This is a genomic window from Aggregatibacter aphrophilus ATCC 33389 (genome assembly GCF_900636915.1).
GTDB lineage: Bacteria > Pseudomonadota > Gammaproteobacteria > Enterobacterales > Pasteurellaceae > Aggregatibacter > Aggregatibacter aphrophilus.
Genome location: NZ_LR134327.1, coordinates 848,682 through 866,530, shown reverse-complemented (window position 1 = coordinate 866,530; position 17,849 = coordinate 848,682). Strand labels below are relative to the sequence as shown.

Sequence of the window (17,849 nt, the reverse complement as noted above, 5' to 3'; positions counted from 1 at the left end):
TTTAAGATCAAAGTACGGTCATTTCTCTCGATATTTTTACCGGTGTTTTTTACCAGTAGTAGTTGAGTTTTACACCCAATTGATTTTGTTTTTCACCATGCTTACCACGATTAAATCCGGCATAGGCTGATACTTTCCAATCTTGAATACCAACGCCTAAGCTGACATCATTATAGAAATAGGTCCCTACTTTTTGTTGGAATTCTTGTCCGTTAATATTTTGTCCGTAAGATTTACCTAAAGTTGTCACATAGTAAGAGGAGAAGGCTGGTGTGACTTCTACGCCATCTACATTAAAGGTGTTACTTACTTTTACACCTGCGTGATAAGCCACTAAACTCAAACTTGGACTTCTTACTACAAGGCCATTGACTTCACCGCTGGTTGCACTTATCTGATGATAACGAAGTCCCCAAATTGGTGTGACTTTGAAATCTTCAAATTCAAAGTCATAAGCAAAATTCATTCCTACACTGATGATCTTGCGTTTAAATTTGCTTTCTGCAATTTTACTGCTTGACCAACCATAACTAATATCAATTGCTTTGCTATACTCTTCAAAGTTTTGTTTAGCGTAGGCTGTTAACATGGTGAGATGGCCGGAACCATTCAGTGAACCATATTTATTGTTATTTTTCGCATGAGTTAATGTACCGCCCAAAATAACACCGTTATCTAATTCGGCTTCATCATTACCTAACGTAATTTGGTTACTTTGGCTTCTATAATTGCGGTAGTCGCCATTATTAGCATGCACATCATTATTAGCGTATTCAACCCATACACCACCTAACGGACGATAGAAATTGGTTCTGTCTAAACGTCTGTCCATACGACCTGCAAGATCTAAGTTTAATGCGGTAATGATGGACACATCGGAAACCATAGCATTTGCTGCCGCCATCTCTTTTTGTCTGTCGGCTAATGCTTGAGTTTTTTGAGCTTCGTTATATTGTGGCGTTTCTTCTGGTGATAATTGTACAGCTGATGTTTCAACAGCACCTAATAATTCTAGTGATGGTTGTGTTTCAATAGCAACTTCTTTAGTAACATCTGCCTCCGCTTGTGTATTTTCCGGTGAATTATTCGTTGGAGCTACCGACTCTTCTACGGTTGGGATTGGCTGTTTATCACTAGCTAGTGTATTGGCAATTTCGCTCTCACCTTCAGGGTTAACAGAGATATTCTGTGTTTCTTTCACTGTTTCTTGTATTTCAGGATGCTGTTCGACATTAGCTACTTCACCATCGTTAGCTGTTTCTGGAACGACTTCTTGCTCTTTTACAATCTGATTTATTTCTTCCGCTTGATTATGTTCTGCTTCGGCTTGTTTGTGTTCTTTCTCGGCTTTTTGATGGGCAATTTCTTGTTCGCGAGCGACACGTTCCGCGTCTACACGTTGTTGTTCAATCCGCGCAGCTTCTTCGGCTTGCTTACGCTCTTCTTCAGCTTTTTGACGAGCAATTTCTTGTTCGCGAGCGATACGTTCCGCTTCTACACGCTGCTGTTCAATCCGCGCAGCTTCTTCGGCTTGCTTACGCTCTTCTTCAGCTTTTTGACGAGCAATTTCTTGTTCGCGAGCGACACGTTCCGCGTCTACACGTTGTTGTTCAATCCGCGCAGTTTCTTCGGCTTGCTTACGCTCTTCTTCGGCTTTTTGACGAGCAATTTCTTGTTCGCGAGCAATACGTTCTGCTTCTATACGCTGCTGTTCAATCCGCGCAGCTTCTTCCGCTTGCTTACGCTCTTCTTCGGCTTTTTGACGGGCGATTTCTTGTTCGCGAGCGACACGTTCTGCTTCTATACGTTGTTGTTCAATACGCGCAGCTTCTTCCGCTTGCTTGCGTTCTTCTTCGGCTTTTTGTTTAGCCAGTTTTTCTTCACGGGCAACACGTTCAGCTTCTTGATGTTCGCGTTCAATGCGAGCGGCTTCTTCTTTTCTACGTTGTTCCTCAAGCGCGCGTTGACGATCTTCTTCCTCTGCTTTTTGACGGGCGATTTCCTGTTCGCGTGCTAGACGTTCACGTTCACGACGAGCTATTTCTTCTGACTTTTTGCGGGTCTCTTCGGCTTTTTGGCGGGCAATTTCCTGTTCACGTGCAACACGTTCTGCCTCTAATCGCTCTTGTTCAATACGAGCTTGTTCTTCTTTCTGACGTTGTTCTTCAATCGGTTGTTGGCGCAGTTTATCGTCAGTTTTTTGTTGGACTAAATCTTGTTCACGGATAATCAGTTCCCGTTTAATGCGGGCAACTTCTGCTTTTTTGCGCTGTTCGTAGATCGCTTTTTGTAAAGCGGCAGCTTCAATTTTTTGACGTGCAACTTCTTGCTCTCGGACAATCATTTCATTCTTAAGTCGAGCCAATTCTGCTTGTCTTTGTTGTTCTTCTGCTGCGTGTCGACGGGCAGTTTCTTCTGCTTTTTTATGGGCAAGCTGTTGCGCTAATACCATTTGTTCGTGTTCAAGACGAGCAGTATCTTGTTTTTTACGTTGCTCGGTGAGCGCCTGTTGACGGGTTTCTTCTATCTGTTGACGTGTAATTTCCTGTTGTTGTGCTATGCGTTTTGCTTCTTGATATTCGCGTGCAATAAGTGGGGCATCTTCTTGTGCTTTTTTTTGCTCTTCAATTAAGCGACGTTGCTGTTCTTGTTTTATTTGGGCAGTAGCAATTGCTTCAGCTTGCTTACGTTCATCTTCAGCTTTTTGACGGGCAATTTTCTGTTCATAGGTAATTCGTTCAATTTCTGAACGTTCATTTTGAACACTGGTTGTACTTACCTTGGTATTCTTGGTATTAGGTTTTTTACTTTGCTGCTGAACATTGGTGACTGGTTTCCCTTTATTCTTATTCAGATCACGGGGCTGCTGTTGATTAGTATTGCTCTGAATATTGGATGCCAAAACAGGTTGACTGAAAGCCATTGCGATTGCAGAGGCTACGAGCGTGTGGCTAAAAGGTTTGAGTAGGTTTTTCATAAAGATCTTAGGTTATCAAGTTGTTATTGAAAATAATTTTACTGACCATTATACACAAAAATGCGGCAAATTTCTCAGAAATATCTGAAAAATTCACCGCACTTTTTTATGCGAAATCAATTAATGCATGCTTGTGCTAGTTGTTGTCCGATTGGCTCGCTTGCGATCCATTTCAGTTAATAATTTTTTACGGATACGAATAGATTGTGGGGTTATTTCTACTAATTCATCGTCATCAATAAATTCAATAGCTTGTTCAAGGCTAAGTTTGATTGGTGTGGTGAGTGCAATTGCATCATCCTTACCGGAGGCGCGCATGTTGGTGAGTTTTTTCCCTTGCAAGCAGTTCACGGTTAAGTCGTTGGAACGGCTGTGAATACCGATGATTTGACCTTCGTACACTTCGGTACCGTGATCGATCATCAATTTACCGCGCTCTTGTAATCCCCATAAGGCATAAGCCAAGGCTTTGCCAGTGGCGTTAGAAATTAATACACCATTTTTACGCTGACCGATTTCACCTGGTTTCACGTCGTCGTAATGACTGAAGCTGGAGTAGAGTAGACCTGTTCCTGAAGTCATCGTCATGAATTCGTTACGGAAGCCGATTAAGCCACGGCTTGGGATCACATATTCTAAACGAGTACGACCTTTGCCATCCGGCACCATGTCTTTTACTTCGCCTTTACGAATGCCAAGGGCTTCCATTACTGCACCTTGATGTTGTTCTTCAATGTCGATAGTCACTTGTTCAAACGGCTCTTGTTTGTGTCCGTCAACTTGTTTGAAGATAACTTTCGGGCGCGATACGGCTAATTCATAGCCTTCGCGACGCATATTTTCGATTAATACGGATAAATGCAATTCGCCACGACCGGAAACACGGAATTCATCCGGGTTTGGAGTTTCTTCCACACGTAATGCCACATTGTGTACTAGTTCTTTGTTTAAGCGTTCCAAAATTTGACGGGATGTCACATATTTACCTTCTTTACCACAGAACGGAGAAGTGTTTACACAGAAGAACATGGTTACAGTTGGTTCATCAACGCTTAATGCCGGCAAGGCTTCTACGTTGTTAATGTCGCAAATTGTGTCTGAAATATTGAGTTCACCAAGCCCTGTAATGGCAACAATGTCACCTGCGCTAGCGATATCTTCTTCGTAGCGTTGTAACCCAAGGTGTCCCAATACCTGACCGATTTTACCGTTGCGGGCTTTACCAAAGCTGTCAATGATTGTTACGCTTTGGTTAGGTTTTACCGTGCCACGTTTAATACGGCCGACACCGATAACACCAACATAGTTGTTGTAGTCTAATTGGGAAATTTGCATTTGGAACGGTGCATTAAGCTCCACTTTTGGTGGCTCAACGTGTTCGATGATTGCTTCAAATAAAGGGATCATGTCGGTAGCTAAATCATCGTGATCTAAGCCAGCAACGCCGTTTAAGGCAGAAGCGTAAATAATCGGGAAGTCTAATTGTTCATCAGTGGCACCAAGGTTTACGAATAAATCGAACACTTGATCCACTACCCAGTCAGGGCGTGCGCCGGGGCGGTCAACTTTGTTGATGACCACGATTGGTTTTAAACCGTGGGCAAACGCTTTTTGGGTCACGAAGCGGGTTTGTGGCATTGGGCCGTCAAATGCATCTACTACCAATAATACGCAGTCCACCATGGATAATACGCGTTCTACTTCACCGCCGAAGTCCGCGTGTCCCGGGGTGTCTACAATGTTAATACGGTAGCCGTTCCAATTGATGGCAGTATTTTTGGCTAAAATGGTAATGCCGCGTTCTTTTTCGATATCGTTAGAGTCCATAACGCGCTCATCCGCATCACCGCGGGTGGCATCGAAGGTACCGGATTGTTGTAATAATTTATCGACTAATGTGGTTTTGCCGTGGTCAACGTGGGCAATAATTGCGATATTACGCAGTTTGTTAATGTCTATTTGATCTGTCATTGAGAATTCTTAAGCCTAAGCTAATGATAAAATATTTGATTTTCTGACCGCACTTTTGTCGCCAAAAATGCGAAGGGCGCAGATTATACAACTTTTTACTGGGGGCTGCCATGAATAAATGGAGAAAATTTGAACAATAAAAAGTCCTGTTTTATGAAGGGATTAAAAATTTGTTGCATTAAATAAACCAAATTTAATAAATGAAATTATTTTTTGATATTAATATTTTTATTTTATTAAACATTTAAATTTTATTTAATTATTTATTTATCCTATTTGTTTTTATTTAAAATTCATTGAGTTTTCATGGATGATATGTTACTTTATATGCGTTTTTTTCATTATTAACTCACGTCTATTTAGAGGATTTACTTATATGTCCAATGCGATTGCGAATGTATTTAAGCTCATTGAAGAAAATGACATCAAGTTTGTGTTACTCCGTTTTACCGATATTCAGGGTAAAGAACACGGTGTTTCCTTGCCGGTAAATCTAATTGATGAAGATTTGTTTGAAGATGGCAAAATGTTTGATGGTTCATCTGTTGAGGGCTGGAAGGCGATTAATAAGGCGGATATGTTATTAATGCCGATTGCCGAAACTGCCGTAGTAGATCCTTTTGCACAAATCCCAACCCTTTCTTTGCGTTGTAGTATTTTTGAACCGACCACCATGCAAAGCTATGATCGTGACCCGCGTTCTATCGCACTTCGTGCAGAAAATTATATGCGCTCTATCGGCGTGGCGGATCAAGCCTTCTTCGGACCGGAACCGGAGTTTTTCCTCTTTGATGACGTGCGTTTTGATGTGTCAATGAACGGCAATTCTTACCAAGTGGATGACATTGAAGCGGCGTGGAACACCAACAAACGTTATGAGAACGGTAACAATGCGTATCGTCCGCTGAAAAAAGGTGGCTATTGTGCGGTGGCGCCAAATGATACGGCACATGATATTCGTTCCGAAATGTGTTTGTTAATGGAAGAAATGGGCTTGGTAATTGAAGCGCACCATCACGAAGTGGCAACTGCCGGTCAAAATGAAATTGCGACCAAGTTCAACACCTTAACGTTGAAAGCGGATGAAACACAAATTTATAAATACATCGTACATAATGTGGCGTATGAGCACGGCAAAACGGCCTGTTTCATGCCGAAACCGATTACCGGTGATAACGGTTCGGGTATGCACTGTAATATGTCCTTGAACAAAGACGGCAAAAATATTTTCCAAGGGGATAAATATGCGGGCCTTTCCGAAACTGCACTTTATTACATCGGCGGCATCATCAAACATGCGAAAGCCTTAAATGCATTCACTAACCCAAGCACCAACTCTTACAAACGTTTGGTGCCGGGATTTGAAGCACCGGTGTTATTGGCGTATTCCGCAAGCAACCGTTCGGCGTCGATTCGTATTCCTGCCGTGACCAGTCCGAAAGCCATTCGTGTGGAAGCTCGCTTCCCGGATCCGTTGGCTAACCCGTATTTGGCTTTTGCTGCGCTGTTAATGGCGGGCTTGGATGGCGTGGTGAATAGAATTCATCCGGGTGATGCCATGGATAAAAATCTTTATGATTTGCCACCAGAAGAATTAAAAGATATTCCTGCTGTCGCAAGTTCATTAGAAGAAGCATTGAACGCACTGGAAAACGATTTTGAATTCTTAACCCAAGGTAATGTTTTCACGAAAGATTTCATTCACGCCTTTATCGGCATTAAACGTAAAGAAGTTGAACGTTTGAATATGACACCACATCCGGTAGAATTTGAAATGTATTACTAATTAAATGAAAAAAGAAAAGGCGGTTTGATACCGCCTTTATTTTTTGCTTAGAAAGTGCGGTCAAAAAAAATGAATGAATTTTTGACCGCACTTTTACATGATTAATTTAGTGTTGTTTAGCTAAATTTTTTCGCATTTTTGTATTGAGTGCTTCCACAAATACGGAGAAACCCATTGCGAAATAAATGTAGGCTTTCGGCACATGGATACCGAGACTTTCGACGATTAATGCCACACCGATTAAAATTAAGAACGCCAGTGCTAATACTTTAAAAGTTGGGTAATTTTCCACAAAATCGCCAATGGGCTTGGCGGCAAACATCATCATACCAACGGCAATAACGATTGCGGCAACCATTACCGGGACTTGGTTTACCATACCTACGGCAGTAATAACGGAGTCAAGGGAAAACACAATATCCAGCAAGGCTATTTGAATTAATACAGCAAAGAAACTGACGTTTTTCTTGGTGTTGTGTTCTTCGTGTTCTTCATGGCGGGCTTGAATTGCCTCACGTAGTTCGCCGGTGCTTTTAATAATAAGGAATAATCCTCCGAAAAATAAGATTAAATCACGCCCTGAGAAACCTTTGTCAAAAAGCGAGAATAATGGCTCGGTAAGACGCATCATCCAGGATAGAGTAAGAAGGAGTAAAATTCGGGTTCCCATTGCAAGGGATAAACCGATAATTCGCCCCGGTTGGCGTTGTTTTTCCGGTAAACGGGCAACTAAAATGCTGATTAAAATAATGTTATCAATGCCCAGAACAATTTCCAGTGCAGTTAGGGTTAAAAGTGCAACCAATGATTCTGGGTTGCTCAGCCATTCCAACATATACTTTCCTTAAGAGAATAATAGGGGCGCGATCATATAGCTTTGTGAAGAAAATGAAAAGTGCTAAATCGTTTGTTGAATAAATTGCTGTAAAATTTCGTGGGTGAATGCTTTGCGCAAGTAAAACCCAAGTGGGAGTGTATCGATAATCTCCCCGTTTTTGCCAATGCCTTTAGTTAAGGCTTTACTATTAGCGCCTTTGGGACGGAGTTGCAATACATCACCTAAACGAGCAGTGATCTGATCTAATTTGCCTAACACGATGTAATCCATTAATTCTTCCCAATCTTGCCGTAAACGTGCTTCTTGATGGGGACTAGGTTGCCATAAAATCGGTGCGCCTATGTGTCGTTCGGCCAAAGGAATGTGTCGCTCTCCTTCAATCGGGATCCATAACACTTTAGATAATTTGTGTCTTACATGTGAGTTTTGCCAATTCACACCACTATTTTGGATTAACGGTGCGAGGCTGACGAACGTGGTCTCTAATGGAAAACCTTGTGCATTAATCGGGATGGTTTTTAATTCAATGCCTAAATGCTCAAAATCCTGTTCGGCTTTGCTGCCGGCAGTCGCACCAAGAGCCATTTCAATGAGAATCCCTACCCAGCCTTTATCTCGCTTTAAATTTGGTGGAACGGGGATCTGTAATTGTTGCGCTAATTCGCCAAAGGTCATACCGGCAATAGATTGTGCACGGGCTAATAACTGTTGTTCGGTTTGGATCATTTAAGTGCGGTATTTTTTCAGTAATTTTTGTTTAACGTATTCCACGCCTTTATCAACAAAAGGAATTCCTTCCAAATTGAGTAAATAACGCTTGGCTGGTAGACCGCCACCAAAACCTGTAATGGCACAACTTTTGCCTAAGACACGATGACAAGGGATAATGATACTAATCGGATTACTTCCCACAGCACCACCTACGGCACGTACTGCTTTCGGGTTGTTAATTAACTCTGCTAAGCCGCTATAACTGGCCGTTTGTCCGTAAGTAATTTTACATAAGGCCTGCCAAATACGTTGTTGAAAATCAGTGCCTTTAGGCGCTAATGGGATAGTAGAAAAGGTTTCTTTTTCACCGTTAAAATAACGATCTAAGGCTTGTTTTACTTGGATGAATAACGGTAACGCATTATTTTCAATCCATTTCGGATTCGGTGCGGTTTGTTCTAATTCTAAGTCTAAATTGGTGAGCGTATCATTTTCCGCCAGCATTAATAGCTTGCCGATGGGGGATTGATAGTATGAGTAAAAAATATCAGTCATTACACTGCCTCATTTTATTACAAAAAAAGCGCGTTCGATTTTATCCGACGCGCTTATGATGTTCAATTTTCGTTTAAATTAGAAACGATAATTTAGGTTTAAACCATAGAGATTTGCGGAGGCTTTTGTAGCGTAATCCGCTTCTACAACAAGCAAACCTTTAATGCGTTGCGTTTCAACAAAGTGTTTTTTCTTGCCACGTAGATGGGAGAAACCAACATCAACAGATAAATCCGGTGTAAATTTATAGGTTGCACCTAAGCTATACCACATACGGTCGGTATCCGGGATTGATGCAGATAAATATGCTTTGCTTGCAGCTTTATCGTAAGCCAAACCTGCACGTAAAGTTAATGCATCATTGATATTGTAGGTTGTACCGATAGCAAAGCGAGAATTGTTTTTGTATTCTTCTTTTTTCACAAAAGCTTCATAACCTGAACCATCTTGGTATGTGCCACGTAATTCTTTGAAGCGGCTCCATTCCGTATATTTATAGCTATAATGAACAGCCCAAAGATCAGTTAATTGATGGAAACCGGAGAACTCCCAGTAAGCTGGTAATTTTAAGGTTAGGCTACCTTCGCTGATATAAGGGGTTAATACACCCTGATGTTGTTGTAAGCTAAGTGCATTGCGGTCGGTGAAGTCAATATCGATTTTGGAATGATAGGCCAAACCAAAACGATTATCTTGGTTAAATTCATATACAAAACCGGCATTCCAACCAAATCCCCAAGCATTATCTTTTAAATGAACAAGGGAATCATTTTTATCTAAATTTTTTAAATTATTAATCGTTTTTTGTGCTAAAGCATCGGCTACTGCTTGTGGAACATTTGGGTTTTGCGCTCTGATTCTCGCGCTTAATAGACTTTTTACATTGTTTTCGCCCATTTTCGCAAGCATATTTTTTACACCGGTAATCGCAATCCCTGGAGTACGATCAAGTTCTGCCTTTGCGTATACACTATTAATTCCTAAACCGGCAGTTAAGTTGTCGGTAATTTTGTATGAACCACTTAGGTTTAAATTGATTGTCGTTAAATCGGTTATACCACCGAAAATACCAGCATCATAGTCACGTGAGTATTCACTTTTTAAACCAAAGTTAACATTCATTCCCGCACCTAAAGCAAATTTGTCATTGATAGGAGAGACAAAATACATGTTTGGAATAAATGCACCAGGAACAACGCTAGGCGCATTTGCGTTTCCGGTTGCGAGGGTTAGCCCGCTTGCCGTAGAGGCCTTTACTGGGCCACTCATATGAATTCTAGAATCTACATAAATGCCACCGGCAGAGAATTCGTTTTGCTTAAAGAGGCTCATTAATGCCGGGTTAGTCGCGACAACAGAAGCGTTGCCTGCCATAGCAGCTTCACCGGCATAGGCACGGCCTAAGCCTGAAGTGGACACTTCTGCCAATTGGAATGCTGCAGCGGATGCACCGCTAGCTGCACCAAGGAGAAGAGTAGAAATAAATGTATTTGTAAATTTGTTAGTTTTCATTCTATTACCTTTAATTGGTTGCTGTTTCTTAGGAAAGCGAACCATTCTAAAAAACAGACTACCAAGGAGCAATGTTCTTTTTGTTTTTACTAAAGTGTTCAGACCAGTAACACAAGAAAAGTGCGGTCAAATTTTGTATTAAATTTTAATAATGTTAAAATAGTTGAAAGCTTCAACTGATTTTATAAAGGAGAAAATATGAGTAGCTTAAAATGCCAAGCAGAAGAAGCCAAAGTGTGTTGCTGTGTAGATGTGGGAACCGTGATTGATGGTTCTGATTGCACCATTGATTTTGAACAAGTTTACGCTACGGAAGAATTAGCCAAAGAGGCGCTAAACTATTTAACAGAGAAAGCCAAAGCGGCAGAAAGTGATCCTTGCCATATTACCAGTGACATAAGTGCGGTAGAAAATGGCTATAAATTGAAAGCACAATTTGAGTTTAGTTGCCAAGCAGAATCCATGATTTTCCAACTTTCCACTCGTTAATTAATAAAGGCACAGATTAGAAATCTGTGCCTTTATTACATTATTTGTCCTATATTGAGTCGATGCTGCTAGTTCAACCAGAAAAAATAACCAATGGTTGCAATAACGAGAACGCAGATGATATTCAATATAAATCCAACGCGTACCATTTCGCTTTGTTTCACTTCACCGGTGCCGAAAACAATAGCATTCGGCGGGGTGGCGACCGGTAACATGAAGGCACAAGAGGCGCCTAAGCCGATGATCAAGGCGAGACCGATTTCCGGCATACCTAAAGATTGTGCGATGGAAATAAAGATAGGCACTAATAAGGCTGCACTGGCGATATTGGATGTAAATTCTGTTAAGAAAATTATGAAAGCGGCAACCAATAAGCCAATGAGATAGAAGTGGCCTCCTTCAATTAAAAATACGATGCCGTCGGCTAAGATTTTGCTGGCACCGGAATTTTTTAATACCGCACTTAAGGTTAAACCACCACCGAACAGCATTAATACGCCCCAGTCTGTGTTGTCTTGAATTTGTTTCCAGTTGGCTACACCGGTGATACAAATAATGACCGCTGCCGCTAATGCGATAACGCTATCGAAACTACCGATTTTACCGGTGAGACCGAGTAGACCGGAAAGTATCGGATTCATTTGGCTACTAAATACCCAGCTTAAGGCGATGAATACGAAGATACCTAATGTGATCCAGCGGGATTTGTTCATTTCCACTTTTTCAAATTCTTGTTCAAAACGCATGTTTAACTTCGGTTTGAACACAATGTAAAGTGTACCGATCATTAATGGCATAAGGATTAACATAATCGGCAAGCCATACCATAACCAGTCGGCAAAGGTAAGGTGTAATTGTGTTGCAACGATGTTATTTGGTGGGCTACCGACCAAGGTTCCCATACCGCCGATGCTGGCGCTGTAGGCAATCCCTAAGAGTACAAAAACATAGGTGTTATGTTCTGTGTTGCGATCTAGACTTAATACACCCATAGCGAGAGGCAACATCATGGCTGCAGTGGCGGTGTTGCTGACCCACATGGATAAAAACGCCGTGACCGAGAATAAATACATGATGGCAACAGATAACTTTCCTTTTGCTAATGCCATGATTTTATTCGCAATCATTTTATCTAATTGCTGAATATGTAAGGCAGTGGCAAGTGCGAAACCGCCGAAGAAAAGGAAAATGTTCGGGTCGGCAAAGGTGGCGAGCGCTGTGCTGGTGTTTACCAAACCTAGGAAAATCGCCAATAACGGCACCATTAAGGCAGTGATGGTAACGTGTAATGCTTCAGTTAGCCATAATACAGCAATTAACGCTAATAATGCCAAGCCGCTATTGGCATTCCGATCGAAAGGCAATGTATAAAGTAAAACAAAAAATAGAATAACCGCAGAAATTAAGATAATCACGCTTTTATTGATCCCATTTTTATTTAGGGTTGTGTTGCTCATGATTTTGTCCTTTTAAATAAAATAGAAGATCGACATATTGTCTAATTATGTAAACAATATGTTAGAAAATTATCATTGCATTGATAAAAAGCAATGCTTTTTTTACGGATTTGTGAAGTCGCGCAAAAAAAGTGCGGTTGAAATGATAAAAATTTCGACCGCACTTTGTTGGAATCTCTTTTTACAGGCGTTTATTCTTGTTCCGGTTCATCTAAATCTAACGGCTCTTGCGAGAGAATAATGCCGGTTAAATCCGCATAAACATAATCTTCAGGGAAGAACGTTACGCCACCAAAATTCACCGGGACGTCCGTTTCACCGTGGTTGCCTTCGTCTGCGCCTACCGGAATCGGTGCGAGGGCTTGAATGCCGATATCGATATTTTCCAATTGCTGAATTTGACGCACTGCACCATAAACGATAATCCCTTCCCAGTTATTATCGGCGGCCAATTGTGCCAATTCCGCATCAATCAATGCACGGCGTACAGCACCACCGCCATCAACCAATAACACTCGACCTTCACCGTTTTCTTCCAACAGATCGGCGATTAATCCGTTATTCTCAAAGCATTTCACAGTAGTGATTTTGCCGTGGAACGAACTTAGTCCGCCAAAACTGGAGAAAATGGGTTCAACAACATCCACTTGATCAAGGTAAATATCGCAAAGTTCTGAAGTATCAATGTACATAAAAGACCCTATTTTTTAAGATGAATACTGCGGGCTAGTATAGTCCGATCGTTAACCGATAAGCAAGCCTAAACTAAATAACGCATTGGTAAATAACGCAATCAACGACATTTGCGCTAACATTGGGCGTAGCGCAGTTGGCTCTTTGTGAGAATACACAAACAGGGCATGTTTAAGCAGAAGCGGATAAGTTAACAGAAAAATAAAGCCAGGCAGATGGTGTAAGTTGAACAAGGCAAAGAGCAAATAAAACAATGCTGCAACAGCAAGTAAAATACAATGATAAATCCGCCCGTTATGCGGGCCTAGGCGCACTGTAAGGGTGTTTTTGCCTGCTTTGCGATCTTGTTCAATATCACGCAAGTTATTGATATTTAATACGGCTGTAGCGAGTAAACCGCTCGCAATGGCAGGAAGTAAAATGACAGCGGAGAAATCATGCACTTGCAGATAATAGGTTCCGCCGATGCCCAATAACCCGAAGAAAATCAACACGGAAATATCGCCTAAACCTAAATAACCATAAGGTTTGTTGCCCACGGTATAGGTGATGGCGGCAACAATAGCTAACACGCCGAGAAGCGAGAAGGCGATTAAGTCACTCACATTTTGGTAGGCAATGCCGATCAATAATGCGCCGCAAAGGAAACTCAAGGCAATCATGACATAAAGCCCTTTTTTCAACTGTGTAGCAGAAATAGCACCTTGTTGAATGCCGCGTAGCGGTCCGATACGTTCTGCCGTGTCGGAGCCTTTTTGATGATCACCGTAATCATTGGCGAAGTTGGAGAGGACTTGCAGAAATAACGTGGTTAATAAACACAATATTGTGATGCCCCAATGGAAATGTCCCGTCCGGTAAGCCAACGCCGATCCTGTTAGAATCGTCGCCAACGCCAAAGGCAAGGTTTTCGGCCGTGCCGTCTCAATCCACATTTTTATTGTATTTTTGGTCATAATTTCCACGCGAATAACGAAAAAAAAGCGATTTTTCACCGCACTTTTAGCTAAAATAGGCGCTATTCTACAAGGTTATTCTGCAGATTTTAACTGTTTTAAGGAAAATATGTCCGGTTCTCTCACATTGCAGCCCGTTGCTGTGATTCACACGCCTTACAAAGAAAAATTTTCGATACCGCGTCAACCCAATTTGGTCCAGGATGGCACCGGCATTGTTGAATTGTTGCCGCCCTATAACCAAGCCGAGGCCGTCCGTGGTTTAGAGCAATTCAGCCACCTTTGGCTGATTTTTCAATTTGACCAAATCCCGCAAGGCAAATGGCATCCTACCGTGCGCCCGCCACGCTTAGGCGGCAATCAACGGGTTGGGGTGTTTGCCTCGCGCTCTACACATCGCCCCAATCCTATTGGTTTATCCAAAGTGGAATTGCGCCACGTGGAATGTAAAAACGGCAAGGTGTTGTTACATCTCGGCGCCGTAGATTTAGTGGACGGCACACCGATTCTTGATATTAAACCTTATCTTGCCTACGCGGACAGTGAACCTAACGCAATTTCCGGTTTCGCCCAAAGCGAGCCGAAACCGTTGCTACGCGTAGAATTTACTGCAGAAGCAGAAAGTACGGTCAAAAAACACAGCAAAAATCGACCGCACTTACAACGTTTTATTATTGAAGTTATCCAACAAGATCCCCGCCCAGCCTACCAACAAGGCAAAATCACCGACCGCCTTTACGGTATTTCGTTGTATGACTTGAATGTGAAATGGCGGATTAAAGCGGAGAGTGTGGATGTGGCGGAAATCGTGCAAATTGAAACCTTAGTAAATCATCAGGAAGATTAATCTGCGAACTTTTTGAAGTGTATTTCTGATGAGAAAATATTTTAAATTTTCACCGCACTTTTCCGCTTTCTCATTCACTCAACCCCGCTAAAATCGAACATTCCGGGCAGTCGTTGCCTTGGCAGCTGTCGTGCCAGCGTTGGAGTTCAGCCACCATTTTTTGTAGTGCATGAATTTGTGCATTGAGGGTTTCGATATGTTGTGCCGTAAGTTGTTTCACTTCACGGCAGTTGCGATTCGGGTTGTCTTGTAATTGAAGTAATTGGGCGATTTGTTGCAGGGAGAAACCCACGCCTCGCGAGTGGCGGATAAAACGCAAACGGGCGAGATCGTTTTCTTCATAATAGCGGTAACCTGAAAGTGTACGTGTGCCGGCTTTGAGTAAGCCCCGTTTTTCGTAATCACGGATTTGTTTGGCAGATAAGCCGGAGAGTTTGGCTGCTTGACTGATGTTCATAAAAAGTGTTTGACCTTAACCTAACGTTAAGGTTTATATTAATCTCGCCGACCAAGGTCGGCAAGGTTTAACTTAACAAAGGAGCAAATAATGCAAAACGTAACCCTAAAAATTGATGGCATGACCTGTGGTTGTTGTGTGAAAAACGTGACTCGCGTATTGAGTGAATTAGATGGTGTCGCGCACGCAGAGGTAAGTTTGGAAAAAGCGCAAGCGGTCGTGAGTTTTGATGAAAATAAAGTGCAACCTGCCACGTTGGTGGAAGCGCTGGAAGATGCCGGGTTTGATGCCGAAGTGGTGTAATTTTTCTGCTTGTTAACGCGGCATTAAAACACTGTCTTATTTGACAGCGTAAAAACGAGTTGAAAACTCACCGCACTTTTCTGTGAAAGGAAATAAAAAGAGGATGTTATGCAAAAAGTCTCCCTTCAAATTGGTGGCATGACGTGCCAGTCGTGCGCCAGTCGGATTGAAAAGGTGTTGAATAAAAAGGATTTCGTGCAGCAGGCGGGCGTGAATTTTGCCAGTGAAGAAGCGCAGATCACTTTTGATGAAAAGCAAACTTCCGTTGAACAGCTGATCCAAATTATTCAAAAGACCGGTTTCACGGCACAGCTCAAGCAAGAACAGGCAGAGTTGCCGCAAGAACGAAACATTTCGTGGCGGTTGATTTTATTGTGGCTGATTAACGTGCCGTTTTTCATCGGTATGCTTGGCATGATGCTGGGGCGGCATGATTGGATGTTGCCGCCGATGTGGCAAATGGTATTAGCCACGATTGTGCAATTCGGCTTGGCGATTCCCTTCTACAAAAGCGCTTGGGGCAGTATTAAAGGTGGCTTGGCAAATATGGATGTATTGGTCAGCCTTGGCACCTTAACCATTTATTTTTATTCTGTCTTTATGCTGTTTTATCTGCCGCATATGAGCCACGAACACGGTTCGGCAAATATTTATTTTGAAGCCTCCGTCATGGTGTTGGGTTTTGTGAGTTTGGGAAAATTCTTAGAAGATCGTACTAAAAAGCACAGCCTAAATAGCCTTAGTTTATTGTTACAGCTGACACCCAAACAAGTACGCGTGCAACGCCACGGCGAATGGCAAACTGTGCCGTTAAATCAAATCCAAGTGGGCGAGCTGTTGCGTGCTAACCAAGGCGAACGCATTGCGGCGGATGGCATGGTGGAAGAGGGTTCGGGTTGGTGTGATGAAAGCCATTTAACCGGCGAATCGCTGCCTGAAATGAAGAAATTGGGAAGCCAAGTGTTGGCAGGGGCGATGGTGACGGACGGCAGTTTGGTTTATCGCTCGCAACAGCTTGGCAGCCAAACGTTGCTCGGCGATATGATGAACGCCCTTTCTGAAGCGCAAGGCAGCAAAGCGCCCATTGCCCGTTTTGCCGACAAAGTGGCGGCAGTGTTTGTGCCAACGGTGATCGGCATTTCCTTGGTGACGTTTTTACTTACTTGGTGGCTTCAACAAGATGTGGTCACGGCGTTGATTCATGGGGTTGCTGTGTTGGTGATTGCCTGCCCTTGTGCGTTGGGCTTGGCGACGCCTGCGGCGATCATGGTAGGCATGGGCAAAGCAGTGAAACAGGGCATTTGGTTTAAAGATGCCGCTGCCATGGAAGAATCCGCCCATGTGAATGCTGTGGTGTTGGATAAAACCGGCACGCTTACAGAAGGTAAACCGCAAGTGCTCGCTTTTTGGCAGGCGCAAAGTGCGGTCTATTCTGAAGATGAAATTTATGCGTTGGCTGCCGCCATTGAACAAAGCGCGACGCATCCGCTGGCAAAAGCCCTTGTGCAAGCCGCGATGGCAAAAAATGCGGCGTTGCCTGCGGTGCAACATATTCAGGCAGATGTGGGGCAGGGGATTCAAGGCGAGATTGAACATCTCGGCACGGTAAAAGTGGGGAAACCTGTCTATTGCGGTTTGACGTTACCGACTGATCTTGATCCGGTGTGGCAGATCGCCAGCATTGTGGCAGTCGCTGTAAACAAGCAGCCCGTTGCTGCCTTTGCTCTAGCGGATACCTTAAAAGCGGATAGTCAAAAGGCGATTCAGCGCTTGCAAGAGCACAATATCGATGTGTATATCATGAGCGGCGATAATCCGAACGTGGTGCAATACATTGCTAATCAGCTTGGGATTCAACATGCGCAGGGCAATATGTCGCCACGCGATAAAGCAAGTGCGGTCAAAATTCTACACGAAAATGGCAACGTGGTCGCCATGGTGGGGGATGGGGTGAATGACGCGCCGGCATTGGCTGCGGCGAATGTGAGTTTCGCCATGCACGATGGCGCGGATGTGGCGCAACACAGTGCGTCGGCAACCCTGATGCAGCATTCGGTCAATCAGTTGGTGGATGCCTTACTGATTTCCCGTGCGACGCTAAAAAACATTAAACAAAACCTGTTCTTTGCCTTTATTTATAACGTGTTAGGTATTCCGTTAGCCGCCTTTGGGTTGCTCAGCCCGGTGGTTGCCGGCGCGGCCATGGCGATGAGTTCTATTTCTGTGTTAAGCAATGCGTTACGCTTGAAAAAGACGAAAATTACATAGGCAAGTCATATTCAACTTGAGGAACTTCG

At 42.9% G+C, this 17,849-nt stretch carries 15 protein-coding genes; 5 read left to right on the top strand and 10 right to left on the bottom strand.

Annotated elements, in window-relative coordinates:
- Positions 1-49: 49 nt before the first annotated feature.
- Both EL144_RS04195 and typA read right to left on the bottom strand, forming a co-directional pair.
- Positions 50-2,977 carry an autotransporter domain-containing protein gene (locus EL144_RS04195; protein ID WP_032995278.1) on the bottom strand — a complete coding sequence of 976 codons (2,928 nt, stop codon included), beginning with the start codon at positions 2,975-2,977 and terminating at the stop codon, positions 50-52.
- A gap of 120 nt (positions 2,978-3,097) precedes the next feature.
- Complete coding sequence (gene typA / locus EL144_RS04190; protein WP_005704308.1) at positions 3,098-4,948, bottom strand: translational GTPase TypA; 1,851 nt, start codon at positions 4,946-4,948, stop codon at positions 3,098-3,100.
- Positions 4,949-5,324: 376 nt separating this feature from the next.
- Between typA and glnA the strand changes: the two genes are divergently transcribed.
- Positions 5,325-6,734, top strand: coding sequence for a type I glutamate--ammonia ligase (gene glnA, locus EL144_RS04185; protein WP_005704307.1), 1,410 nt, complete (start codon positions 5,325-5,327; stop codon positions 6,732-6,734).
- A 106-nt stretch (positions 6,735-6,840) separates the two neighbouring features.
- Here glnA and EL144_RS04180 read toward each other — a convergent pair whose 3' ends face one another.
- The 4 genes from EL144_RS04180 to EL144_RS04165 all read right to left on the bottom strand — a co-directional run bounded on the left by EL144_RS04180 (position 6,841) and on the right by EL144_RS04165 (position 10,350).
- Entirely contained in the window at positions 6,841-7,569 is a 729-nt protein-coding gene (locus EL144_RS04180) for a TerC family protein (RefSeq protein ID WP_005704305.1), read from the bottom strand.
- A gap of 63 nt (positions 7,570-7,632) precedes the next feature.
- Positions 7,633-8,298 (bottom strand): DNA mismatch repair endonuclease MutH, encoded by a 666-nt coding sequence (gene mutH / locus EL144_RS04175; protein WP_005704304.1) that lies wholly within the window; start codon positions 8,296-8,298, stop codon positions 7,633-7,635.
- On the bottom strand, positions 8,299-8,838 hold the full coding sequence (locus EL144_RS04170) for a methylated-DNA--[protein]-cysteine S-methyltransferase (protein ID WP_005704303.1): 540 nt from the start codon (positions 8,836-8,838) through the stop codon (positions 8,299-8,301).
- A gap of 78 nt (positions 8,839-8,916) precedes the next feature.
- Positions 8,917-10,350 carry an outer membrane protein transport protein gene (locus EL144_RS04165; protein WP_050332865.1) on the bottom strand — a complete coding sequence of 478 codons (1,434 nt, stop codon included), beginning with the start codon at positions 10,348-10,350 and terminating at the stop codon, positions 8,917-8,919.
- Between the two features lie 198 nt (positions 10,351-10,548).
- Here EL144_RS04165 and EL144_RS04160 point away from each other — a divergent pair, with 198 nt between their 5' ends.
- Positions 10,549-10,839: a YfcZ/YiiS family protein gene (locus EL144_RS04160; RefSeq protein WP_005701481.1), complete on the top strand. Its 291-nt coding sequence runs from the start codon at positions 10,549-10,551 to the stop codon at positions 10,837-10,839.
- 68 nt (positions 10,840-10,907) lie between these two features.
- Here the strand turns inward: EL144_RS04160 and EL144_RS04155 are convergent, their stop codons facing one another.
- The 3 genes from EL144_RS04155 to EL144_RS04145 all read right to left on the bottom strand — a co-directional run bounded on the left by EL144_RS04155 (position 10,908) and on the right by EL144_RS04145 (position 13,945).
- Complete coding sequence (locus tag EL144_RS04155) at positions 10,908-12,296, bottom strand: DASS family sodium-coupled anion symporter (RefSeq protein ID WP_126379400.1); 1,389 nt, start codon at positions 12,294-12,296, stop codon at positions 10,908-10,910.
- A gap of 191 nt (positions 12,297-12,487) precedes the next feature.
- Positions 12,488-12,988: a ribonuclease E activity regulator RraA gene (gene rraA, locus EL144_RS04150; protein WP_005704300.1), complete on the bottom strand. Its 501-nt coding sequence runs from the start codon at positions 12,986-12,988 to the stop codon at positions 12,488-12,490.
- A gap of 51 nt (positions 12,989-13,039) precedes the next feature.
- Complete coding sequence (locus EL144_RS04145) at positions 13,040-13,945, bottom strand: 1,4-dihydroxy-2-naphthoate polyprenyltransferase (RefSeq protein WP_032995277.1); 906 nt, start codon at positions 13,943-13,945, stop codon at positions 13,040-13,042.
- A 109-nt stretch (positions 13,946-14,054) separates the two neighbouring features.
- Between EL144_RS04145 and tsaA the strand changes: the two genes are divergently transcribed.
- Positions 14,055-14,792, top strand: a complete 738-nt coding sequence (tsaA, locus tag EL144_RS04140) for a tRNA (N6-threonylcarbamoyladenosine(37)-N6)-methyltransferase TrmO (RefSeq protein ID WP_005704298.1) — start codon at positions 14,055-14,057, stop codon at positions 14,790-14,792.
- Between the two features lie 70 nt (positions 14,793-14,862).
- Here the strand turns inward: tsaA and EL144_RS04135 are convergent, their stop codons facing one another.
- Positions 14,863-15,249 carry a MerR family DNA-binding protein gene (locus tag EL144_RS04135; RefSeq protein ID WP_005704297.1) on the bottom strand — a complete coding sequence of 129 codons (387 nt, stop codon included), beginning with the start codon at positions 15,247-15,249 and terminating at the stop codon, positions 14,863-14,865.
- A 90-nt stretch (positions 15,250-15,339) separates the two neighbouring features.
- Here EL144_RS04135 and EL144_RS04130 point away from each other — a divergent pair, with 90 nt between their 5' ends.
- Positions 15,340-15,552: a heavy-metal-associated domain-containing protein gene (locus EL144_RS04130; RefSeq protein WP_005701472.1), complete on the top strand. Its 213-nt coding sequence runs from the start codon at positions 15,340-15,342 to the stop codon at positions 15,550-15,552.
- A gap of 108 nt (positions 15,553-15,660) precedes the next feature.
- Entirely contained in the window at positions 15,661-17,820 is a 2,160-nt protein-coding gene (locus EL144_RS04125) for a heavy metal translocating P-type ATPase (protein WP_005704296.1), read from the top strand.
- The last annotated feature ends 29 nt before the right edge of the window (positions 17,821-17,849 follow it).